General features: G+C 72.4%; 16 protein-coding genes and 1 pseudogene. 11 read left to right on the plus strand and 6 right to left on the minus strand.

Features of this window, described 5'->3' with window-relative positions; genetic code table 11:
• Positions 1-49 precede the first annotated feature (49 nt).
• From ACWCO8_RS31215 to ACWCO8_RS31230, 4 genes are all read left to right on the plus strand, one after another.
• Positions 50-2332, plus strand: coding sequence for an MMPL family transporter (locus tag ACWCO8_RS31215; protein WP_451035070.1), 2283 nt, complete (start codon positions 50-52; stop codon positions 2330-2332).
• 51 nt (positions 2333-2383) lie between these two features.
• On the plus strand, positions 2384-2920 hold the full coding sequence (locus tag ACWCO8_RS31220; protein ID WP_451035071.1) for a hypothetical protein: 537 nt from the start codon (positions 2384-2386) through the stop codon (positions 2918-2920).
• A gap of 130 nt (positions 2921-3050) precedes the next feature.
• On the plus strand, positions 3051-3233 hold the full coding sequence (locus ACWCO8_RS31225) for a hypothetical protein (protein ID WP_362003561.1): 183 nt from the start codon (positions 3051-3053) through the stop codon (positions 3231-3233).
• A gap of 33 nt (positions 3234-3266) precedes the next feature.
• Positions 3267-6302 (plus strand): helix-turn-helix transcriptional regulator, encoded by a 3036-nt coding sequence (locus ACWCO8_RS31230; protein WP_451035200.1) that lies wholly within the window; start codon positions 3267-3269, stop codon positions 6300-6302.
• A 15-nt stretch (positions 6303-6317) separates the two neighbouring features.
• Here ACWCO8_RS31230 and ACWCO8_RS31235 read toward each other — a convergent pair whose 3' ends face one another.
• The 3 genes from ACWCO8_RS31235 to ACWCO8_RS31245 form a co-directional block, all read right to left on the minus strand.
• Positions 6318-6542 (minus strand): DUF6191 domain-containing protein, encoded by a 225-nt coding sequence (locus tag ACWCO8_RS31235; RefSeq protein WP_451035072.1) that lies wholly within the window; start codon positions 6540-6542, stop codon positions 6318-6320.
• A 12-nt stretch (positions 6543-6554) separates the two neighbouring features.
• Positions 6555-7676: a PQQ-dependent sugar dehydrogenase gene (locus tag ACWCO8_RS31240; protein ID WP_451035073.1), complete on the minus strand. Its 1122-nt coding sequence runs from the start codon at positions 7674-7676 to the stop codon at positions 6555-6557.
• A gap of 155 nt (positions 7677-7831) precedes the next feature.
• On the minus strand, positions 7832-8833 hold the full coding sequence (locus ACWCO8_RS31245) for an aldo/keto reductase (RefSeq protein ID WP_451035074.1): 1002 nt from the start codon (positions 8831-8833) through the stop codon (positions 7832-7834).
• Between the two features lie 75 nt (positions 8834-8908).
• Here ACWCO8_RS31245 and ACWCO8_RS31250 point away from each other — a divergent pair, with 75 nt between their 5' ends.
• From ACWCO8_RS31250 to ACWCO8_RS31280, 7 genes and pseudogenes are all read left to right on the plus strand, one after another.
• Positions 8909-9871 (plus strand): 2-hydroxyacid dehydrogenase, encoded by a 963-nt coding sequence (locus tag ACWCO8_RS31250; RefSeq protein ID WP_451035075.1) that lies wholly within the window; start codon positions 8909-8911, stop codon positions 9869-9871.
• A gap of 497 nt (positions 9872-10368) precedes the next feature.
• Positions 10369-13240 (plus strand): annotated as a pseudogene (locus ACWCO8_RS31255) (putative bifunctional diguanylate cyclase/phosphodiesterase).
• Positions 13241-13461: 221 nt separating this feature from the next.
• Complete coding sequence (locus ACWCO8_RS31260; RefSeq protein ID WP_451035076.1) at positions 13462-15339, plus strand: acetolactate synthase large subunit; 1878 nt, start codon at positions 13462-13464, stop codon at positions 15337-15339.
• A gap of 31 nt (positions 15340-15370) precedes the next feature.
• On the plus strand, positions 15371-15895 hold the full coding sequence (ilvN, locus tag ACWCO8_RS31265) for an acetolactate synthase small subunit (protein WP_215065241.1): 525 nt from the start codon (positions 15371-15373) through the stop codon (positions 15893-15895).
• Positions 15896-16014: 119 nt separating this feature from the next.
• On the plus strand, positions 16015-17016 hold the full coding sequence (gene ilvC, locus ACWCO8_RS31270; RefSeq protein WP_451035077.1) for a ketol-acid reductoisomerase: 1002 nt from the start codon (positions 16015-16017) through the stop codon (positions 17014-17016).
• Positions 17017-17253: 237 nt separating this feature from the next.
• Positions 17254-18843: a phosphoglycerate dehydrogenase gene (gene serA, locus ACWCO8_RS31275; RefSeq protein WP_362003549.1), complete on the plus strand. Its 1590-nt coding sequence runs from the start codon at positions 17254-17256 to the stop codon at positions 18841-18843.
• A 96-nt stretch (positions 18844-18939) separates the two neighbouring features.
• On the plus strand, positions 18940-19518 hold the full coding sequence (locus ACWCO8_RS31280) for a TetR/AcrR family transcriptional regulator (protein ID WP_451035078.1): 579 nt from the start codon (positions 18940-18942) through the stop codon (positions 19516-19518).
• A gap of 27 nt (positions 19519-19545) precedes the next feature.
• Here ACWCO8_RS31280 and ACWCO8_RS31285 read toward each other — a convergent pair whose 3' ends face one another.
• The 3 genes from ACWCO8_RS31285 to ACWCO8_RS31295 are packed head-to-tail and all read right to left on the minus strand — an operon-like array spanning position 19546 to position 23088.
• Positions 19546-20718 (minus strand): DUF1266 domain-containing protein, encoded by a 1173-nt coding sequence (locus ACWCO8_RS31285; protein WP_451035079.1) that lies wholly within the window; start codon positions 20716-20718, stop codon positions 19546-19548.
• Complete coding sequence (locus tag ACWCO8_RS31290) at positions 20715-21863, minus strand: DUF1266 domain-containing protein (RefSeq protein WP_451035080.1); 1149 nt, start codon at positions 21861-21863, stop codon at positions 20715-20717. Before ACWCO8_RS31290 ends, ACWCO8_RS31285 begins: the two co-directional genes overlap by 4 nt.
• 37 nt (positions 21864-21900) lie before the next feature.
• Positions 21901-23088, minus strand: a complete 1188-nt coding sequence (locus ACWCO8_RS31295) for a PucR family transcriptional regulator (protein ID WP_451035081.1) — start codon at positions 23086-23088, stop codon at positions 21901-21903.
• Positions 23089-23239: the final 151 nt, after the last annotated feature.

The raw sequence follows: 23239 nt of genomic DNA on the forward strand, positions 1-23239 counted from the left end.
GGCTGTTCCCCGGTAAAGATCCACGAACCACCACCAGGGAGCACGTCCTTTGGCAGCCATCGCACGGTGGTGCATCAAGCACCGCCTCGTCGCCGTCCTGCTCTGGCTCGTCGCCCTCGGCGGCGCTGTCGCCGGAGCGTCGGTCGCCGGCTCCGCGTACTCCAACGACTACGAGGTCCCCGGCACCGAGTCCGGCCGCGCCACCGCCCTCCTCGAAAAGGGCTTCCCCGGCAGCGGCGGTGACGGCAACACCATCGTGTGGCACACCGACAAGGGCACCGTCAGGGCCGCCGGCGTCGAGCAGCGCATGACCGACGTGCTCGACGAGGTCGCCGAGCTCCCCGGCATCGCCTCCGTGGCCTCCCCGTACGGCCCCGGGCCCGGCGCCCAGGCGCAGATCAGCGAGGACGGGCACACCGCCTTCGCGGCCGTCACCTTCCACGAGCAGGCCGACGACATCCCGAAGTCCCAGGCCCAGGCTCTCGTGGACACCGCGCGCTCCGCCGGCGGCGAGAACCTCCAGGTCGAGCTCGGCGGCAGCGCCGTCGCCCTCACGGAGGCCTCCGGCGGCCATGTCGCCGAGGCCGTCGGCGTCGCCGTCGCGGCCGTCGTCCTCTTCCTCGCCTTCGGCTCGCTCGCCGCCTCCGCGCTCCCCATCGCCACCGCGCTCGTCAGCGTCGGCATCGCGTACTCCGGGATCGCGCTCCTCGGCCATGTGATGACCGTCGCCGACTTCGCCCCCATGCTGGGCATGCTCATCGGCCTCGGCGTCGGCATCGACTACGCGCTCTTCATCGTCACGCGCCACCGCAAGGGCCTCAAACGCGGGCTCTCGGTCCCCGAATCCGCGGAGATCGCCGTCGCGACCACCGGCCGCGCCGTCGTCTTCGCCGGGGCGACCGTCTGTATCGCTCTGCTCGGCATGCTGATCCTGCGCCTCAGCTTCCTCAACGGCGTCGCCATCGCCGCCTCCCTGACCGTCGTCCTCACGGTCGCCGCCTCCGTCACCCTGCTGCCCGCGCTGCTCTCCCTGATCGGCATGCGGGCGCTCTCGCGCCGCGAGCGCCGGCAGCTGGCCGAGCACGGGCCGCAGCCCGAGCTGCCGACCGGCTTCGCCGCCCGCTGGTCCGCCTTCGTGGAGCGCCACCCCAAGCTGCTCGGCGTGGTCGCCGCCGTCGTCATGGCCGTCCTCGCACTGCCGACCTTCTCGCTCCACCTCGGCACCTCCGACCAGGGCAACGGCCCGGCCACCTCGACCACCCGGCAGGCCTACGACCTGCTCGCCGACGGCTTCGGGCCCGGCGTCAACGGGCCGCTCACCCTCGTCGCCCAGATCGACGGCGCCGACGACCGCGTCGCGCTCGGCGAGCTGCCGGCCGCGCTCGCGCACACCAAGGGCGTCGAGTCCGTCTCCCCGGTCACGTACAACAGCGCCGGCGACACCGCCGTCCTCACCGTCGTACCGGACTCCTCGCCGCAGTCGAAGGCCACCAGCGAGCTGGTCGACCGGCTGCGCACGGACGTCCTGCCCACGGCCGAGCGGGGCACCTCGCTCGATGTGCACGTGGGGGGCGTGACCGCCTCGTACGACGACTTCGCCGAGATCATCGTCGGCAAGCTGCCGCTCTTCGTCGGCGTCGTCATCGCGCTCGGCTGTCTGCTGCTCCTGGTCGCCTTCCGGTCGATCGGCATCCCGCTGAAGGCCGCCCTGATGAACGTGATGGCCGTCGCCTCGGCCTTCGGGATCGTCGTCGCGATCTTCCAGTGGGGCTGGGGGAGCGAGCTGCTCGGGCTCGGCAGCGCGGGCCCGATCGAGCCCTTCCTGCCGGTGATCATGGTCTCCGTGCTCTTCGGGCTCTCCATGGACTACCAGGTCTTCCTGGTCAGCCGGATGTACGAGGAGTGGCTGGAGACCGGCGACAACCGGCGGGCGGTCCGGGTCGGGCTCGCCGAGACCAGCCGCGTGATCAACTCGGCGGCGGTCATCATGATCTCCGTCTTCCTCGCCTTCGTGCTCTCCGGCGACCGGGTCGTCGCGATGTTCGGCATCGCCCTCGCGGCGGCCGTCGCCCTGGACGCCTTCGTCCTGCGGACCCTGCTCGTACCGGCCCTCATGCACATGCTCGGCGGCGCCAACTGGTGGCTGCCGCGCTGGCTCGACCGCCGCATGCCCCGCATCAGCATCGAGCCGCCCGAGTCCCGGGCCGCCGCCGACGCACGGGACGCCGAGGTCGTCCTGGACGCGGAGGTCGCCTTGGACGCGGAGGTCGCCTTGGACGCCGATGCCGCCGCCATCCCCGGGCAGCGCGTGGCGGTGGACGAGAAGGCGTGACGAGAAGGCGTCTTAAGACACTTCTCATCCGCGGCACCTAGCGTGCGGCGTATGACTATCAAGACGGAGAAGACGACCACCGAGAACACCGAGGCCGAGGAGAAGGCCGAGGCCGTCGAGCCGGTCGACGAGGCGGACGAGAAGATCGAGGACGAGCTCGACGAGGGCCTCGACGAGGATCTCGACGAGCTCGAGGAGGCTCCGGTCGCCCCCGCCGGTGACGGGATCGGCGCCGGGGCCGCGGCCGTCGTCTCCGCCGGGCTCGGGATCGCCGCCCTCACCGGCACCTGGGTGGGCAAGGTCAGCAGCGAGCGCGAGACGCTCATCGGCCAGATCAAGGCCCAGGGCGGCACCGCCGCCCAGCAGATCAACGAGATCTACGCCGACGCCTGGCACGCCACCGCCCTCGTCAACGGGGTCTTCGCCTTCCTCGCCCTCATCGTCGCCGTCCTCGTCCTCACCCGCCCGCGGCGCCCCGCGTGGGTCGGTGCGGTGGCCGTCGCCGGCGCGGTCCTGGGCGGCATCGGCATGTTCCTGTCGGCGGGGATGTACTTCGACCTGTTCCTGAGTCTCCCGACCGCGCCCTAAGGCACCGCCCGGGGCCCGCCTAAGGCCCCCCGTACCCCGAACATGCGGCACTCGCCCGATGTGGCCGTACCCCCTGGGCCACGAGAGTGGAGGCATCGCAAGGAGCGATACCGACACCAGGGAGAACGAGATGTTCGCGTACGAACTGAACCGCCTGCACCACGCCGAGCTCGTCCGTGAGGCCGCCGCCCAGCGCCTGACCCGTCAGGCCGTCACGGCGCGGCGGGCCGCGAAGGCCGCCGCCCGGTCCGGCGAGCACGAATCCGAAGGGCGGGTGGGAGAGGCGCGGGACCGTTTCGCCCGGGCCGCGTGACCCCTTGTGGGTGCCAACCCGGACGGCTGTGCGATGCTCGGCGGCGTGGAGACCAGGTCAGTCAGTCCCGTGTTCGTCGGCAGGGCCGGTGAGACAGCCGCCCTGACCGACGCCCTCGTCCGCGCCGGCGACGGCGAGCCCCAGGCGCTGCTCGTCGGCGGCGAGGCGGGCGTCGGCAAGACACGGCTCATCGAGGAGTTCGTGGCGGCGGCCTGCGACCGGGGCGCGTACGTCGCCGTAGGAGGCTGTGTCGAAGTCGGCGCGGACGGGCTGCCGTTCGCGCCCTTCTCCACCGCCCTGCGCGCGCTCAGCCGCCGGCTGCCGGACGAACTGGCCGCCGCGGCCGCGGGCCAGGAGGGCGAACTCGCCCGGCTCCTGCCCGAGCTGGGGGACGTCGGCAGCCACGAGCCGTCCCACGAGGACTCCACCGCCCGCCTCTTCGAGCTGACCGTACGGCTCCTGGAGCGCCTCGCCGGCGACCGGACGATCGTCCTCGTCCTGGAGGACCTGCACTGGGCCGACGCGTCCACCCGGCACCTCCTCTCCTACCTCCTGCGCACCCTGCGCCGGGGCCGGATCGTGGTCGTCGCCACCTACCGCTCCGACGACATCCACCGCCGCCACCCGATGCGCCCCCTGCTGGCCGAACTCGACCGGCTGCGGACCATCCGCCGCATCGAACTCGCCCGCTTCACCCGCGCCGAGGTGCGCCGCCAGCTCACCGGCATCCTGGCCGCCGAACCGGACGCCGGACTCGTCGACGAGGTCTTCGACCGCTCCGACGGCAACGCCTTCTTCGTCGAGGAGTTGGTCGTCTCCCACGAGGCCGGCTGCGCCGTCGGCTCCCTCAGCGACTCCCTGCGCGACCTGCTGCTCGTACGCGTCGAGACGCTGCCCGAGGACGCCCAGCGGGTCGCCCGGATCGTCGCCGAGGGCGGCTCCACCGTCGAGTACGCGCTGCTCGCCGCCGTCGCACGGCTCTCCGAGGACGACCTGATCGAGGCGCTCAGGGCCGCCGTCGGCGCCAACATCCTGCTCGCCGTCCCCGACGGCGACAGCTACCGTTTCCGGCACTCCCTGGTCCGTGAGGCCGTCAGCGACGACCTGCTGCCCGGCGAACGCTCCCGGCTCAACCGGCGCTACGCCGAGGCCCTGGAGGCCGACCCCACGCTCGTCCGCTCCGACGAGCGCGTGACCAGGATCGCCACGTACTGGTACCACGCCCACGACCCCGCCAAGGCGCTGCCCGCCGTGCTCCGCGCCTCCGTGGAGACCCGCAAGCGCTACGCCCACGCCGAGCAACTGAGCCTCCTCGAACGCGCCATGGAGCTCTGGGACGAGGTCCCCGCCGAGGTCCGCGACGCGCTGCGGCCCATCGACTACGTCGAGGCCTACCCCGCGTGCGGCTGCGACCCGGTCACGACCCCGCTGCGCTACCTCGATCTGCTGGCCGAGGCCGCCATCGCAGCCCGGTTCGCCGGGGAACGCGAACGCGCCCTGAAGATCGGCAAGATGGCCCTTCGGCTCCTCGACTCCTCCGAGGAGGGCGGCGAGACCGACCCGCTCCGGGCCGCCTGGTTCTGGTGCGAGCGGTCCCGCATCGTCTCCGGCCTCGGCCGCTCCGACGGCTGGGCCGAGATCGCGAAGGCCCAGGAACTCGTCAAGGGCCTCCCGCCGTCCGCCGTCCACGCCCGCGTCCTCGTCGTGGCCGCCGGCTGGGGCATGCTCCACAAGCCGGGTCCCGAGAGCCTCGCCGCCGCCGAACGGGCCGTGGAGTACGCCCGCCTCGTCGACAACGAGCCCATCGAACTCGGCGCCCGCCTCACCCTCGGCACCCTCCAGGTCAGCGCCGGCGACCGCGAGGCCGGGCTCGCCGCCATGTACGCGACCCGCGACCGCACCCGCGCCCTCGGCCTGTACCACGAGTGCTCCCGCGCCCACGTCAACCTCTCCCACGTCCTGGAGAACCTCGGCCGCTCCCGGGAGGCCGTCGAGGTCGCCGAGGACGGCCTCCGCCTCGCCCGCTCCCACGGCCTTCTCGACAGCCAGGGCTGGATCCGCGCCAACCAGGCCGAGTCCCAGCTCTCCCTCGGCCTCTGGGACGAGGCGCAGCGCAACTGCGAGTGGCTGGAGCACTCCGGGACCAGCTCCAAGCCGCGCGGCTCCGCCGCCCTCCGCCTCGCCCAACTGGCCGTCGCCCGGGGCGAACTCGCCACGGCCACCACCCAACTGGCCCTGGCCCACGAGCATTTCGGAGAAGCCGACCCCATGCCCCAGTACGTCGTCCCGAGGAAGCAGGTCGAGCTGAGCATCGCCGCCGCCGGAGGCCGGATCCAGGACGTACGGACCGTGCTCGCCGCCGCCGTCGAGACCGGCTTCCCGCCCGGCACCCACCGCGAGGCCTGGCCGCTGCTCCTCGCCGCCGCCACCGCCGAGGCGGACGCCCTCGGCCTGCCCGCCGCCGAGGAGGGCCGCGCGGAGTCCCTCGCCCTGCTCCGGCGCAGCGCCCGGCAGATGGCGACCCCGGCGCCCGTCTGGGAGGCGTACGCCCGGCACACCTCGGCCGAGCTGGACCGCGCCGAGGGCCGCCACCCGGTCGACCGCTGGACCGAGACCGTCGCCGCCTACGAGGCCGTGGAGCGCCCCTACGTCCTGGCCCTCGCCCGGCACCGCCTCGCCGACGCACTCCTGGCCGAGGGCGGCCGACGCGAGGAGGCCGCCGCGCTGCTCCGCGAGGCCCACGCCACGGCCGTCCGCCTCGGCGCCCAGCCGCTCCGCGAGGACGTCGAACTCCTGGCCGCCCGCGCCCGCCTCCCGCTGACCGCACCGGACCGCGCCCCGGAACCGGAGCCGGGCGACGACGCCTTCGGCCTGACCCCCCGGGAGCAGGACGTCCTGCGCCTGGTCGCCGCCGGCCGTACCAACCGCCAGATCGCCGAGGAGCTCTTCATCTCACCGAAGACCGCGAGCGTCCACGTCTCCAACATCCTCGCCAAACTCGGCGTCTCCGGCCGTGGCGAGGCCGCCGCCCTGGCCCACCGCCTCCGCCTCCTGGAACCGACGGCCTAGACGGACGCTCCCGCCCTAGGGAGTCTCGTCGTCGCCGTCCCCGTCGCCGCCATCCCCGTCCTCGTCGCGGACGGTCACCGGCTGCGGCAGACGTATCAGCACCGCGCCGGAGCTGAGGTCGATGGGTCCGCGCGCGGGGTCCGCGTCACCCGGGTCCTCCCGGGTCAGCTCCAGGCGCTGCCGCTCGTCCTCGGTGTGCTGACGGCCGGGCGCGAACAGCTCTTCCATCATGTTGAACATCGTCTCCGCCTCCTACTTCACCTCCAACCGGAGGATCTTGTCGTCGCCGGGCCCGGGCGTGCCCCGGGTGTCCGTCTCGCTCGTCGTCAGCCAGAGCCGACCGTCACCCGCCGCCAGGACCGTGCGCAGCCGGCCGTGCTCCTCCACGAGGAACGCCTCGGGGTCCCCGGAGCGTTCCGCTCCGGACACCGGGATCCGCCAGAGGCGTTCTCCGCGCAGCCCCGCCATCCAGATCGCGCCCTCGGCGTACGCGATGCCGCTGGGCGAGGCCTCGTCCGTTCTCCATTGGGCGACCGGGTCCACGAAGTCGGACACGTTCGCCACGCCCTCAACCTTCGGCCAGCCGTAGTTCTTCCCGGCCTCGATCAGATTCAGTTCGTCCCAGGTGTTCTGCCCGAACTCGGCCGCCCACAGCCTTCCGTCCCCGTCCCAGGCCAGGCCCTGCACATTGCGGTGGCCGAGCGAATAGACCACCGAGTCAGGGAACGGATTGCCAGGCGCCGGCCTGCCCTCCGGTGTCATGCGCAGGATCTTGCCGCCCAGCGACCCCGGGCTCTGCGCGAGCCCCGTCTCGCCGCGCTCACCCGTCCCCGCGTACAGCATCCCGTCCGGGCCGAACGCGATCCGCCCGCCGTTGTGCACGTTCCCCTTCGGGATGCCCGCGAGGACCACCTCGGGAGCGCCGAGGCGGTCCTCGGCCCCGCCTCCGTACGGCATGCGGACGATGCGGTTGTCCGCCTCCGCCGTGAAGTACGCGTACACCATGCCGTCCCGCACGGCGAGCCCGAGCAGTCCGCCCTCTCCACCGGGAACCACCCCCGGCACTTCGCCGAGCGGCGTCTTTCTCCCGGTGTCCGCGTCGACCCGGGTGATCGTGCGCTCGTCGCGCGAGGCGACCAGCAGGTCACCGTCCGGCAGCGCGGCCACGCCCCACGGCGACTCCAGGTCCTCGGTCAGGGTCCCGGCGACGCGCACGGAGCCCGGGGCGCCCCGCGACCCCGATCCCGAGGCGGACGCGGACGAGGAGGCGGGCGCGGACACGGAGGGGGAGCCCGGCGAGGCCCCTTCCCCGTCCCCGCCCGACCCGCACCCGGTCAGCAGCCCCAGCAGCGCGGCGACTCCCACGGCCCCCACGGCACCCACATAAGCTCGGCCCACGGTCCCGATCCCTTCAAGCGGCGATCACTACCCTTGATACACCGCTCGGCCCGATCAGGTTCCCGCCCGCCGGATTCCCGCCCGCCGGATTCGCTCCCGAATCCGCTCGCCCCGGATTCCCGCCCGCGCCCTCAGTCCCACGATCCGCGCGGCCGCGGCAGCCCCGCGATCTCCGCCAGGTCCCCGGCCGTCAGGGCCAGCTCCGTCGCCCGCGCGTTCTCCACCGCCCACCGCTCCCGCTTGGCGCCCGGGATCGGCACGACGTGCGGCCCCTGCGCCAGCGCCCACGCCAGGGCGACCTGCGCCGGGGTGACGTCCTCCCCGTGCCGCGCCGCCACCCGGCGCAGCCCCGCCACCAGCGGCTGGTTCGCGGCCATCATCTCGGCCGTGAACCTGGGGTGCCTGGCCCGCGGGTCGTCCGGCTCGAAACCGCCGCCCGGCGTCAGCGTCCCGGTCAGGAACCCGTTCCCCAGCGGCATCGCGGCCAGGAACCCCACACCCCGCGCCTCGCACCAGGGCAGCAGCCGCGCCAGCGCCTCCCGCGACCACACCGACAGCTCGGCCTCCACCGCGCTCACCGGGAACACCTGCTGGACCCGTTCCAGCTGCCGGATCGTTCCCTCGAACACATCCGCCGCCGATCCGCGCCGTGCCGCCCGCGCGCCGACCGCGCAGAATCCGAGCGCCCGCACCTTGCCCGCGGACACCAGCTCGGCCATCGCGCCCCAGGTCTCCTCGACCGGGACCTCCGGGTCCGCCCGATGCAGCTGGTAGAGATCGATCACGTCCGTCTGGAGCCGCCGCAGCGAGGCGTCGCAGGCCCGGCGCACGTACCCGGGCCGTCCGTTGGCCACGATGTGCTGATCGCCCACGAGCAGGCCGCACTTGGTCGAGACGAACGCCTCAGCCCGGCGCTCCTTCAACGCCCGCCCCACCAGCAGCTCGTTGGTGAACGGCCCGTACATGTCGGCGGTGTCGAGCAGGCTCACCCCGGCGTCGAGCGCCGCGTGCACCGTGCGCAGCGACCGGTCCCCGCGCTGCTGCGAGCAGCTGTAGGCCCAGTTCATCGGCATACAGCCCAGGCCGACCGCGCCCACGTCGAGCGCCGCCGCCCCGATAGTCCTGCGCTCCACCTGCCGGTACCCCTCCCTGTGCCGTCCCCCAAAGTAACCAATGCCGGCCGGGATTCTTCGCATAGCCTCCCGGTCATGACACTCGATGAGACGACCCCTGACGTGTGGCTTCCGATTCCGGCCGACGAGATCGAAGGGCTTCCCGACCCGGGCGCGTCGGGTCTGAACTACCGCTTCTGGGACGGCGGTCCCGACTTTCCCGGCGACCCGGCGCGGTGCGCGTTCTACGTGGTGCCGTACATGAAGGGCACGGAGATCGCGATCCGGCCGCTCGCCGCGATGAGCTCGGTCCGTGTCGTCCAGACCCTGTCGGCCGGAACGGACCATGTGACGCCCGGCATCGGCTCGTTGGGGCCGGGGGTCGACCTGTGCAACGCCAAGGGCGTCCACGAGGCCAGCACCGCCGAACTCACCCTCGCCCTGATCCTCGCCTCGCTGCGCGGCATCCCCGGCTTCGTGCGCGGTCAGGACAAGGAGGAGTGGCGGGCCGGTTTCTACCCCGCGCTCGCCGACAAGTCCGTGCTGATCGTGGGGTACGGATCCATCGGCGCCGCCATCGAGGACCGGCTCGCTCCGTTCGAGTGCGCGCGGGTGGTGCGCGTCGCGCGCTCCGCCCGCACCACGGAGCGCGGTCCCGTGCACGCCCTGGCGGAGCTTCCGGCCCTGTTGCCGCAGGCCGACGTGGTCGTGCTGTCCACTCCGCTCACGCCCGACACCCGGCATCTCGCCGACGCGGGCTTCCTCGCCCGGATGAAGGACGACGCCCTTCTGGTGAACGTCGCCCGAGGTCCCGTGGTGGACACCGCCGCGCTGCTCAAGGAGGTCGAGTCCGGCCGGATCACCGCCGCCCTGGACGTGACCGACCCCGAACCCCTGCCGCCGGGCCACCCGTTGTGGCACGCTCCCGGTGTTCTGGTGAGCCCCCATGTCGGCGGTTCCACTTCGGCGTTCATGCCGCGGGCCAAGCGGCTGATCGCCGCCCAGCTCACCCGCTTCGCGGCGGGGGAGCGGCCGGCCAACGTGGTGCTGACCACCTGAGCGGGCGCCCGGCCCCACGCGCCCCCTCGGTGCGCCTGTCGCGAGCCCCCGGGCCGTCACGGAGAGTACAGCGACCCTGTCCCTGAGTGACGGTCCTGGTGTATCGTCCCGAAGCGGGGGACTGCGTCGAGTACGAGCTGACGCCGGGGAGTGAAGTGACGGGACATCAGATTCCGAGGGGGGCGACGGGTGACGTACGGCCGATGGACCGACGATCCGACGCGGCGGGGCCGCCGTCGACGACCCTCGCCCGCGACGACGACACCGGGTCGCCCCCATGCGGCGCCCGACTCCGCGGGCCGGGCGGCACCACCGCCCTGCCCGCCCAGACCGACCGGCGCAGCGCCGACACGGTCCCGGCCGCCGATCGCGTTACCGGACCCTCGCGTGCCGACGACCATCGGAACACCGGCACCCACGACGACCACCGGCACGCCGGCCCGGACGGCGCCGCCGCCCCCGCACGTGACCACGCGCACGGAAGGCCGGCGGGGGCGATGAACGCCCCCGGTGCGCTGATCGAGCGAGGTCGCGTCACGGGCGCGGGCGGGGCCGCCACCGGGCCGGGGCGGACTCGGCCGGGCCCCGCGCGCTCCGGGGTCCCGACGCTCGTCACCCAGGTCGTCCTCGGGCTCATCTGCGCGGGGTACGCCACCGGCGCCGCCCTCGGCTGGGGCTCCGAGCGACTCGCCCTGGTCATGGGCGACTTCGGCCTGAGCGCCGCCGCCTTGGCCGCCGCCGTCTCCTGCTTCCTCTACGCGCGCGTGCACGAGAGCCGCTTCCGCCCCGCCTGGCTGCTCTTCGCCTTCTCCTCGGGGATGGCCGCCGCCGGGAACGCGGTCTGGGGGTGGTACGAAGTCGTGCTCCGCCAGGACGTGCCCAGCCCGTCCCTCGCCGACGTCTTCTTCCTGCTCTTCGCGCCGCCCGCGATCGTCGGGCTGCTCGTCCTCGCCAAGAAGCCCGTCACCCGGGCCGGCTGGGTCTGCCTCGCCCTCGACGCCTGGCTCATCGGCGGCTCGCTGCTCACGCTCTCGTGGAGCCTCGCCCTCGCGCACACCGCCCACTTCGAGGGCGAGAGCGTCGCGAGAGCCGCGCTGACCCTCGCGTACCCGCTGCTTGACATCGTTCTCGTCAGCATGGTCCTGGCCCTCCACTTCCGCCGCTCGCAGCTGAACCGGTCGGCGATCAACACCGCCATCGCCGCCCTCGCCCTCACCGTGCTGTGCGACGCCCTCTTCACCTCCCCGCTGCTCCGCGAGAACTACACCTCGGGCCAGCTCCTCGACGCCGGCTGGTTCGCGGGCTCCCTGCTGCTCGCGTACGCCCCCTGGGGAGCGAGCCGTACCGCGCCCGTCACGGGCTCCGCGGCGGCGCGCGCGGCCCGTCACCACAGCCGCCCGATCGCGGGCTCGCTGGCCGCCCTCACACCGTATCTCGCCGCCGCGGTCTGCACGCTCGGCATCCTGTACAACGTCGTCGAGGGACGCAGAGTGGACCGCGTGGTCGTCCTCACCGGCTGCACGGTCGTGCTCGCCCTGGTCGTCCGCCAGGGCATCATGCTCCTCGACAACATCGCCCTCACCCATGAACTGGCCCAGCAGGAGAACCACTTCAGGTCCCTGGTGCAGGGCTCGAGCGACGTGATCATGATCGCCGCGCCGACCGGCATACTCCGGTACGTCAGCCCCGCCGCTTCGGGCGTCTACGGACGGGAGGCCGAGGACCTGATCGGCGAGGAACTCGCCTCGCTCATCCACCCCGAGGACCTCGGCGGAGTCGTCCACGAGGTACGGCGCTTTCTCGCCACTCCTCCTTCGGAGGAGCCGACGACCCGGATCGAGTGCCGCTTCCGCTCCGGCCGGGGCGACTGGCTCAACGTCGAGTCCACCGTCAACCGCCACCAGGGCGGCCTCATCTTCAACAGCCGGGACGTCACCGAACGGGTGCGCCTCCAGGCCCAGTTGCAGCACAACGCCGAGCACGACCCGCTCACCGACCTGCCCAACCGCGCGCTCTTCACCCGGCGCGTCCGCAAGGCGCTGGCCGGCCGCCGCGCCTCGGACCCCGGCACCGCCGTGCTCTTCATCGACCTCGACGGCTTCAAGGGCGTCAACGACCGCCTCGGCCACCAGGCCGGGGACGAACTGCTGATCCAGGCCGCCCGGCGGCTCCAGGACTCCGTACGGGCCGGGGACACCGCCGCCCGGCTCGGCGGCGACGAGTTCGCCGCGCTCATCCTCGGCGACGGCTCACGGGACCGGGTGGCCCGGGAGTGCCAGGTCCACGAGATCGCCGACCGGCTGCGCCTCACGCTCTCCCAGCCGTACCGCGTCGAGGGCGGCAACGAGGTGCGGGTCGCCGCCTCCATCGGCGTCGCCTTCGCCGAACCCGGCATCAGCGCCGGAGAGCTGCTGCGCAACGCCGACCTGGCCATGTACCGCGCCAAGGCCGCGGGCAAGGACCGGGTCGAGATGTACGCCCCGCAGATGCAGGCCGAGGTCGTCCGCAGGACCGAACTGGCCACCCGGCTGCGCACGGCGCTCGACGACGGCGAGTTCGCCCTGCTCCACCAGCCCGTCGTGGACCTCACCACCGGCCGGATCACCGCTGTCCACGCCCAGGCCCGCTGGCGCTCCGCGCAGGGCATCCTCTTCACGCCCGCCGAGTTCCTGCGGGTCGCCGACGACGGAGAGCGGATCGCCGAGCTCGGCCGCTGGCTCCTGGAGCACGCCGTCGAGCAGGCCGCCGAGCGGGCCGCGCTCGGCCACCGGACCCCGGTCTCCGTCCGGCTCCCCGCCCGCAGACTGCTCGACCGCTCCCTGCCCCTCGGCTCCGTCGAGGCGCTGCTCACCCGCCACGGGCTCCCGTCCGGCTCCCTGATGATCGAGCTGGCCGACAACGACCCCCGGGTCTCCTTCGACGACCTGGAGCAGCGCCTGGTGGCCCTGCGCCGGCTCGGCGTACGGATCGCCCTCGACGGCTTCGGCAGCGGCTACGCGGCGATCAACGCGCTCCGCCGCCTCCCCGTCGACGTACTGAAACTGGACAGAGGGCTCGTCGAGGGGGTGGTCGAATCCGCCCGGCTCCGTAAGATCACGAGCGGGCTGCTCCGCATCGCCTCGGACCTCGGGCTCCAGTCCGTGGCCGACGGCGTGGACGTCCCCGAGCAGGTCCTCGCGCTGCGCGCCATGGGCTGCACCCATGGCCAGGGCATGGCGTTCTCGGGCCCGCTCGACGAGTACCGGCTGCGCCGCGCGCTCGTCAGGGACGGGTATCCCCTCCCTGGTGGGGCGGCTGTTCCCGTCGGGGAGAGGCTCCCCGCGTCCCCCGATCCGCTCAAATAATGAGACGCCTGTCCCACCCACTTGACACTGGTAGTGGCTCGGGGGGAGGGTCAGTGCCATGCGCACCCGAATTCTCGTACTTGGAAAGCGCGTCGGCTGAAGCAGGGCCCTGAAGGCCCCGCTTGAACGCACCCGACGCGCTCCCCTCGCTTGCCTCCCGGCACGAGGGGTTTTTTGTTGCACCGGCTCACGTCAAACCCTGGCAAAACCCCCGCAAAGACCCTCTGCTTCGAGAAGAGAATGCTGATGACCGAGCAGGCCACCGGGCACCATCCGCAGCCGCGGACCCGTAACGGCGGACAGTCCGCCACCATCGTCGAGCACGTCACGGGTGCGCAGTCCCTCATCCGTTCTCTCGAGGAAGTAGGGGCCGACACCGTCTTCGGCATCCCGGGCGGCGCCATCCTGCCGGCGTACGACCCGATGATGGACTCGAAGAAGGTCCGCCACATCCTGGTCCGGCACGAGCAGGGCGCGGGCCACGCGGCCACCGGCTACGCCCAGGCCACCGGCAAGGTCGGCGTGTGCATGGCGACTTCGGGTCCGGGCGCCACCAACCTGGTCACCCCGATCGCCGACGCCCACATGGACTCCGTCCCGCTGGTCGCGATCACCGGTCAGGTCGCCTCGAAGGCCATCGGCACGGACGCCTTCCAGGAGGCGGACATCTGCGGCATCACGATGCCCATCACCAAGCACAACTTCCTGGTCACCAAGGCCGAGGACATCCCGAAGACGATCGCCGAGGCCTTCCACATCGCCTCCACCGGCCGTCCCGGACCGGTCCTGGTCGACATCGCCAAGGACGCCCTGCAGGCGAAGACGGTCTTCAGCTGGCCGCCGCAGACCGACCTGCCCGGCTACCGCCCGGTGACCAAGCCGCACGCCAAGCAGATCCGCGAGGCCGCCAAGCTCATCGCCGCCGCCAAGCGCCCCGTCCTGTACGTCGGCGGCGGTGTCCTGAAGGCCGGAGCCACCGACGAGCTGAAGGTCCTCGCCGAGCTCACCGGCGCCCCCGTCACCACCACCCTGATGGCGCTGGGCGCGTTCCCCGACAGCCACCCGCTGCACGTGGGAATGCCGGGCATGCACGGTGCGGTCACCGCCGTCACCGCGCTGCAGAAGGCCGACCTGATCGTCGCCCTCGGAGCCCGCTTCGACGACCGCGTCACCGGCAAGCTGGACAGCTTCGCCCCGTACGCCAAGATCGTCCACGCCGACATCGACCCGGCCGAGATCGGCAAGAACCGCGCCGCCGACGTCCCGATCGTCGGTGACGCCCGCGAGGTCATCGCCGACCTGATCCAGGCCGTCCAGGCCGAGGCCGCCGAGGGCAGCAAGGGCGACTACACCGCCTGGTGGAGCGACCTGAACCGCTGGCGCGAGACGTACCCGCTCGGCTACGACCTGCCGGAGGACGGCAGCCTCTCGCCGCAGCAGGTCATCCAGCGCATCGGCCAGCTCGCCCCCGCCGACACCATCTACGCGGCCGGCGTCGGCCAGCACCAGATGTGGGCCGCCCACTTCATCGACTACGAGAAGCCGGCCACCTGGCTGAACTCCGGCGGCGCCGGAACGATGGGCTACGCGGTCCCCGCCGCCATGGGCGCCAAGGCCGGCATGCCGGACCGCCCGGTCTGGGCGATCGACGGCGACGGCTGCTTCCAGATGACCAACCAGGAACTGGTCACCTGCGCGCTCAACAACATCCCGATCAAGGTCGCCATCATCAACAACGGCGCCCTCGGGATGGTCCGCCAGTGGCAGACCCTCTTCTACAACCAGCGCTACTCCAGCACGGTCCTGCACGCCGACGAGACAGGCCACGAGGCGACCGGCTCCCAGGTCGGCGCCAGCTCGGCGCCCCGCAAGGGCACCCGCGTCCCCGACTTCGTCAAGCTGTCGGAGGCCATGGGCTGTGTCGCGCTGCGCTGCGAGGACCCGGCCGACCTGGACAAGGTCATCGAAGAGGCCAACGCCATCAACGACCGCCCCGTCGTGATCGACTTCATCGTCCACGAGGACGCCCAGGTCTGGCCCATGGTCGCCGCCGGCACCTCCAACGACGAGGTCATGGCCGCCCGGGGCGTCCGCCCCGACTTCGGCGACAACGAAGACGACTGAGACCGAGAGCCGTAGGAAGAGGAACGACGCAATGACTAGGCACACGCTCTCCGTCCTCGTGGAGAACACCCCCGGCATCCTCGCCCGGATCGCCGCGCTGTTCTCCCGGCGCGGGTTCAACATCGACTCCCTCGCCGTCGGTGTCACCGAGCACCCCGACATCTCCCGCATCACCATCGTGGTGAATGTCGAGGACCTGCCCCTCGAGCAGGTGACCAAGCAGCTCAACAAGCTGGTCAACGTCCTGAAGATCGTCGAACTCGAGCCCAGCGCCGCGATCCAGCGCGAGCTCGTCCTGGTGAAGGTCCGCGCCGACAACGAGACCCGCTCCCAGATCGTCGAGATCGTCCAGCTGTTCCGCGCCAAGACCGTGGACGTCTCGCCCGAGGCCGTCACCATCGAGGCCACCGGTTCGAGTGACAAGCTCGACGCCATGCTGAAGATGCTGGAGCAGTTCGGCATCAAGGAGCTCGTGCAGTCCGGCACGATCGCCATAGGGCGTGGTGCGCGGTCCATCACCGACCGCTCCCTGCGGGCCCTCGACCGCAGCGCCTGACCGTCGACCCCGGCCGACCGCCGTCCACCGCGGCGGTCCGCCAGGCGAGACCCGAAAACCTTCCTTCCGCTCCCCGCCGTACGGTGGGACGTAACACCAGCACCTCAAGGAGATTCCCAGTGGCCGAGCTGTTCTACGACGCCGACGCCGACCTGTCCATCATCCAGGGCCGCAAGGTCGCGGTGATCGGTTACGGCAGCCAGGGGCACGCCCACGCGCTGTCGCTCCGTGACTCGGGTGTCGACGTCCGCGTCGGCCTGCACGAGGGCTCCAAGTCCAAGGCGAAGGCCGAGGAGCAGGGCCTGCGCGTGGTCACGCCCGCCGAGGCCGCGGCCGAGGCCGACGTCATCATGATCCTGATCCCGGACCCGATCCAGGCCAAGGTCTACGAGGAGTCCATCGCGCCGAACCTGAAGGACGGCAAGGCCCTCTTCTTCGCGCACGGCTTCAACGTCCGCTTCGGCTTCATCAAGCCCCCGGCCGGCGTCGACGTCGCGCTCGTCGCCCCCAAGGGCCCGGGCCACCTGGTCCGCCGTCAGTACGAGGAGGGTCGCGGCGTCCCCGCGATCGCCGCGGTCGAGCAGGACGCCACGGGCGGCGCGTTCGCCCTGGCGCTCTCGTACGCCAAGGCCATCGGCGGCACGCGTGCGGGCGTCATCAAGACGACCTTCACCGAGGAGACCGAGACCGACCTGTTCGGCGAGCAGGCCGTCCTGTGCGGTGGCGCCAGCGCCCTCGTCAAGGCGGGCTTCGAGACCCTGGTCGAGGCCGGCTACCAGCCGGAGATCGCCTACTTCGAGTGCCTGCACGAGCTGAAGCTCATCGTCGACCTCATGTACGAGGGCGGCCTGGAGAAGATGCGCTGGTCCGTCTCCGAGACCGCCGAGTGGGGCGACTACATCACCGGCCCGCGCATCATCACGGACGCCACCAAGGCCGAGATGAAGAAGGTCCTCACCGAGATCCAGGACGGCACCTTCGCCAAGAACTGGATGGACGAGTACCACGGCGGTCTGAAGAAGTACAACGAGTACAAGACCCAGGACGAGAAGCACCTCCTGGAGACCACCGGCAAGGAGCTGCGCAAGCTCATGAGCTGGGTGAACGACGAGGAGGCGTAAGCCTTCAATGGGCGGGCCGGACACTGTGTCCGGCCCGCTCCACTTCCTTGGACAGGCCGTCCAACCACGGACGGGTGATCCTGCCAACGAGGCGCATGAATCGCGCCAACGCACCACTACACTGCTCAACAACATTCGCGTTCAGGCCCACAGCGTCGTGCGCTTTCACGCGGCAAGCCCCCTCCACCGCCTGCGGCCGTCGGGACGGCCGTCCGCACTGGATCTGTGAGGACTCACGTGAGCTCGAAACCCGTCGTACTCATCGCTGAAGAGCTGTCGCCCGCCACCGTCGACGCCCTGGGCCCGGACTTCGAGATCCGGCACTGCAACGGCGCGGACCGCGCCGAGCTGATCCCCGCCATCGCCGACGTGGACGCGATCCTGGTCCGCTCCGCGACCAAGGTCGACGCCGAGGCGATCGCCGCCGCCAAGAAGCTGCGCGTCGTCGCCCGTGCCGGTGTCGGTCTGGACAACGTCGACGTCTCCTCCGCCACCAAGGCGGGCGTGATGGTCGTGAACGCCCCGACCTCCAATATCGTCACCGCCGCCGAGCTCGCCTGCGGCCTCCTCGTCGCGACCGCGCGCAACATCCCGCAGGCCAACACCGCGCTGAAGAACGGCGAATGGCAGCGGTCGAAGTACACGGGCGTCGAGCTCAGCGAGAAGACCCTCGGCGTCGTCGGCCTCGGCCGCATCGGTGTCCTGGTCGCCCAGCGGATGTCCGCGTTCGGCATGAAGATCGTCGCGTACGACCCCTACGTGCAGCCGGCCCGCGCCGCCCAGATGGGGGTGAAGCTGCTGACCCTGGACGAGCTCCTGGAGGTCGCCGACTTCATCACCGTCCACCTGCCGAAGACCCCGGAGACCCTCGGTCTCATCGGCGACGAGGCGCTGCACAAGGTCAAGCCGTCCGTCCGGATCGTCAACGCCGCGCGCGGCGGGATCGTCGACGAGGCGGCGCTGTACACCGCCCTCAAGGAGGGCCGGGTCGCCGGCGCCGGCCTCGACGTGTACGCGAAGGAGCCCTGCACGGACTCCCCGCTCTTCGAGCTCGACCAGGTCGTCTGCACCCCGCACCTCGGCGCGTCCACGGACGAGGCGCAGGAGAAGGCCGGTATCGCGGTCGCCCGCTCGGTGCGTCTCGCGCTCGCCGGTGAGCTGGTCCCGGACGCGGTCAACGTCCAGGGCGGTGTCATCGCCGAGGACGTCAAGCCGGGTCTGCCGCTCGCCGAGAAGCTCGGCCGGATCTTCACCGCGCTCGCGGGCGAGGTCGCGGCGCGCCTCGACGTCGAGGTGTACGGCGAGATCACCCAGCACGACGTGAAGGTGCTCGAACTCTCCGCGCTCAAGGGCGTGTTCGAGGACGTGGTCGACGAGACCGTGTCGTACGTCAACGCCCCGCTGTTCGCGCAGGAGCGCGGTGTCGAGGTCCGGCTCACGACCTCCAGCGAGTCCCCCGACCACCGCAACGTGGTGACCGTGCGCGGCACGCTCTCCAGCGGCGAGGAGGTCGCGGTCTCCGGCACGCTCGCCGGCCCCAAGCACCTCCAGAAGATCGTCGCCGTCGGCGACTACGACGTGGACGTGGCGCTCGCCGACCACATGGTCGTGCTCCGCTACGAGGACCGCCCAGGTGTCGTCGGCACCGTCGGCCGCATCCTCGGCGAGGCCGGTCTGAACATCGCGGGCATGCAGGTGGCGCGCGCGGAGGAGGGCGGCGAGGCGCTCGTCGTGCTCACCGTGGACGACACGGTTCCGGCCGCGGTGCTCTCCGAGATCGCGGCCGAGATCGGCGCGGCCTCGGCCCGCTCGGTCAACCTGGTCTGACCCGGTCCGACCGGCTCTCCTGCCGCTGACGTACGCGTACCCGGCCACTAGACAACCGTCTTACACGATTGTCTAGTGGCCGGGTACAGTGCTGTCATGGGACATAAGGAAGACCTGCTCGACGGCGCCAAGCGCTGCCTCCTGGAGAAGGGGTACGCCCGCACCACGGCCCGCGACATCGTCGCCGCCTCGGGCACCAATCTCGCCTCGATCGGCTACCACTACGGCTCCAAGGACGCGCTGCTCCAGCAGGCGTTCCTGGCGCTGACGGAGGAGTGGGGCAACCAGGTCGGCCCGGCGGGCAGCGGCGAGAACAGGAAGACGCTGCCGGCCGACCCGTACGCGCGCTTCCACGCGGTCTGGGAGCAGGTGATCGCCGCCGCCGAGGCCAGCCGCCCGGTCTGGAAACTCCAGACGGAGGTCGTGACCCGCCTCGACGACGACGAGAAGCTCCGCGAGGCCATCAAGGAGCCGCAGCGCGAGGGCCGGTTGGGCATGGCGGAGGTCTTCCTCGGCCTCGACCCCGAGGCGGACCCGGAGAAGGCCCGGGTGGCGGGCCTCCTCTGCCAGGCGCTCGCCACCGGCGTGATGATCCAGTGGATGGTGGACCCCGAGACGGCGCCGACGGCGGACGATCTGACGGCCGGGCTCAAGGTGCTGATGGGCGAGCAATAGCAAGGGATCCGCGGTCAGTTGGTCGGCTCAGCGCCAGGGGATGTTCCGCCAGGGGCTGCCCTCGTGCTCCGTCAGGACGCGGTGGGCGGCCACGTTGTCCTCGTGGTACGGGCCGTACTCCTCCCCGTCGAAACGCAGCACCCGCCCCAGTGCGTACCCGACCGAGTACTCCTCCCACGACCCGTAGGCCGAGCGCGCCAGCGCGCCCGCGTGGACGATCGCCTGCTCCGCCTCCGGAGGCGTGCAGAAGCGGGCCGTCAGGCCCCAGCGGGCCACGTTGACCGCACGCCCGTAGTCGTACGCGACCGTCTTCCGCACCCGCCCGTCCGGGGGCAGCAGCCCGTCGGCCCGGAACCGGGCCTCGTAGCGCAGGATGCGGCGCACCAGCGCCTCGATGTGACGCACCGTCACCGGGTTCGCGCCCAGGTCCTGGGCGTGCCCGGCGGCCGTCTCGCGCCACTCGTCCGGCGAAGGGACCGCGCCGCGGGCGGCCCGCAGCTGCTCGCGGACCCGGAGGGTGAAGTCCGGTTCGGGCGGGCTGTTGCGCCCGTCGAGCAGCGCGTCCAGCTCCTTGCGCCAGCCCTCGCGGTCGGTGACGTCCCAGCCGTCGCGGAGCGTGTCGAGGATGGTGGTGTACCCCATGTAGGCCGAGCCCACGTCGTTCCACGGGACGCCGTTGCCGAACGCCAGATGGGCGCCGCAGCCGAGGCCGAAGGCGAGCGGCCCGTGCAGCGGGCCGTGCCGCAGGGCGACGAACCGGTCGCCCGAACCCCGCTCCTTCTCGGCGTACACCCGCAGCCACCCCGCTCGGTGCTCGGGTGTGGTCGGCAGCAGCAACTGGCCGGGGGTGCCGCCGTTGACCGAGAGGAGCACCCGGGGGTCGCGCCACTCGAACTCGGCGACCCAGCGCAGGGTGACCTGGTGGAACACCCACTCCGGATGCCAGGGCGGCAGCATCCCGCGCGTCAGGACCGGCCGGACGACGAGCCCCTTGGCCGCCTGCTGGGGGCGCCACCAGACGGTTTCCGGGTCGGCGTCCACCTCGGCCTTGGGGGCGGCGATGAAGAGCTCGGCCCCGGCGAGGACACGGAGCTGTTCCGCGAAGTCGCCGCGCCGCGCCGCCTCGTACAGCGACTGCTCGGTCTCGGACGGCGGGATCCAGGGGGCTCCCTGGGGAGCGGGCGGGCGGCGAGGGCTCATGACCACGGGATGTTCCGGTAGGGGCTCGACGCGTCCTGCGTGAGCGTGCGGTGGAGGGTGAGGGATTCCTGGTACATCGGCTCGGGGTCGCCCTCGTCGAAGTGGATCAGCCGGGCCAGTACGTAGCCGAGCGAGAACTCCTCCCAGGAGCCGTACGCCCGGCGGGCGGCTTCGAGGACGCTCAGGACGGACTGCTCCGCCTCCTGCGGATCGCAGTAGCGGGCGCCGAGCGCGAGCCGTACGACGTTCACGGCGCGGCCGTGGTCGAAGGCGGCGAGGGTGTCGACCCGGCCGCCCGGCGGGAGGAGGCCGTCGGCACGGAACCGCCCCTCGTAGTGGGTGATCCGGCGCAGGAACTGGACGGCCTCGGCCCGGTCCTCCCCGTAGGGGTCCTCCCGCTCGAAGGTCTCGGTGACCGCCGCCGCCCACTGCTCGTCGGTGGGCGGGCCGCCGAGGCGCGCGGTGAGACGGCGCCGGACCCCGAGGACGGCCTCGGGGACCCGGCCGACGAGCCGGGTGGCGATCAGGGTCCGCAGCTTGTCCCGGAAGTCCGCGCGGTGGTGGACGACCCAGGGGCGCCGCAGCCGCGAGACGTCCGTGGCGTAGTCCTCGTACTGGGCGCCGAGCCGGTTCCACACCAGGCCGTTGAGGACGGCGAGGTGCGCGCCGAGGGCGAGGGCGTGGGCGACCGGCCCGTGCAGGTGCTCGCCCGCGTGGGTGAGCAGCCGGAGCCGCGCGGGTCCGCCGCCGCGCGCGCCCGCCTCCTGCCAGGCCCGCCGGTCGGCGGCCCGGCCCGGCAGGGCGGCCGCGAACGGGGTGTCCGGGTTGACCGCGAGCCACCACCGGTCGTTCGGCCAGGCGGCGGCGAGCTTGTCGATCGTCGTCTGCTTGAACACCCACTCCGGGTGCCACGGTGGCAGCATGCCCTCGGTGAGCACCGGTACGACGGTGCGCCGGGCGGCCTTGTCGCGCCGGCTGGGGAGCGGCGGGGTGTGGCCGGGAACGTCGGCGTGCAGCCGGGGGAGGAGCACGTACAGGCGCGTCCGCCCGAGGGCGTCCAGGACGGCCGCCCGGTCCCCGCGCTCACCCGCCTCGTACAGCAGTCGCTCGGTGTACGTCGGCGGTGCCCAACTCCCCGTGGTCATGGGGAGATCCTATAAACCGGCCCGAGGGGGCCCGCGTTCAGAGCCTGGCCGCCTTGAGGGCCATGTGCAGGAGCAGGCGGTCCTCGCCCGCGTCCAGGTCGAGGCCCGTGAGCTGTTCGACGCGGGAGAGGCGGTAGTAGAGCGTCTGGCGGTGGATGCCGAGGGCGGTCGCGGTGCGGCTCGCCTGGCCCGCGTTGTCGAGGAACACCTCAGCGGTGCGGGCCAGTTCGTGGTGCGCGGGGGTGAGCAGGACGCGCACCACGGGGTCGGGCTCGGCAGGCGGGAGGGCGGTCAGGAGACGGTACGGGCCGATGGCGGCCCACTCCGCGAGCGGCCCCAGGTGCGGCTGGGCGCTCGCCGTGCGGGCGGCCGCGGTGGCCTCGCGCCAGGAGACGTCCAGGTCCGCGAGGCCGCGGCGGGGCTCGGCGATCCCGGTGACGGCTCCCTCGCCCGGCGTGCCCCGGAGCCGCTCGGCGGCGGCCACGGCGGGCGCGAGGTTGTCGGCGGCCCGGAGGCGCACGAGAACGGCGAGGGCGCGTCCGGCGGAAGCCCCGGGTCCGGGTCCGGGGCCCGCGCCGGCGTCCGCGCCCCCCGGAACGCGCCACGGCACCGTGCACAGGACCGCGGCCCCCGGGACCGTACGGGAGGAGGGGCTGTCCTCGTCCGGCCACGGCGCGAGGCACACCAGCGCGTGCAGGCCCTCCGCGTCCGCGCCCAGGGCCGTCCGCAGGGCGGTGAGGGCCATGTCGTACTGCCAGCCGCGCTCCGCCGTCAGGGCGGCCCGCAGCTCGCGCGAGAGGTCGGCGCCCGCGCGCTCCTCGTCGGCGAGCAGGCCGCCGATCCGGGTGGCGACCTCCATGGCGGCGGTGAGCTGGGCGTGCGTGGGCCCGGGCTCGGCGTCGAGGAGCCAGACGTAGCCGAGGACGACGCCCCGGTGGCGTACCGGAAGGCAGATGCGGTTCCGGAACACGCCCGCGTCCGGGGCCGCCGGGATACGGACCGGGCCGGTGGCCCGGGTGATGCCGAACCCCTCGAACCAGGAGCGGACCGCCGGGGTCGACTTCCGGGTCAGGATCGAGCGGGTCCGGACGGGGTCCATCGCCGTGTCGTCGTCGCTGTCGTGGGCGCCGAAGGCGATCAGGCCGAAGTCACGGTTCTCCAGCGTCGCGGGAGCACCGAGCAGCGCGGAGATCTCGTCCACCAGTTCTTGGTAATCGCCCTTCACGGCGCCATTCTCGCACCCCTTCAGACATATGTATGAGATGCCGCCCACGGATGCGTGACAGCTGTCGATGGCAGAGGATCGGAGCGATCCTTAGGTTTCACGGTGGTTCTCCGTGCTTTCCCGATTGCTTACGAAAGATCGGGTAGGCACC

This window comes from Streptomyces sp. NPDC001927 (assembly GCF_053594455.1).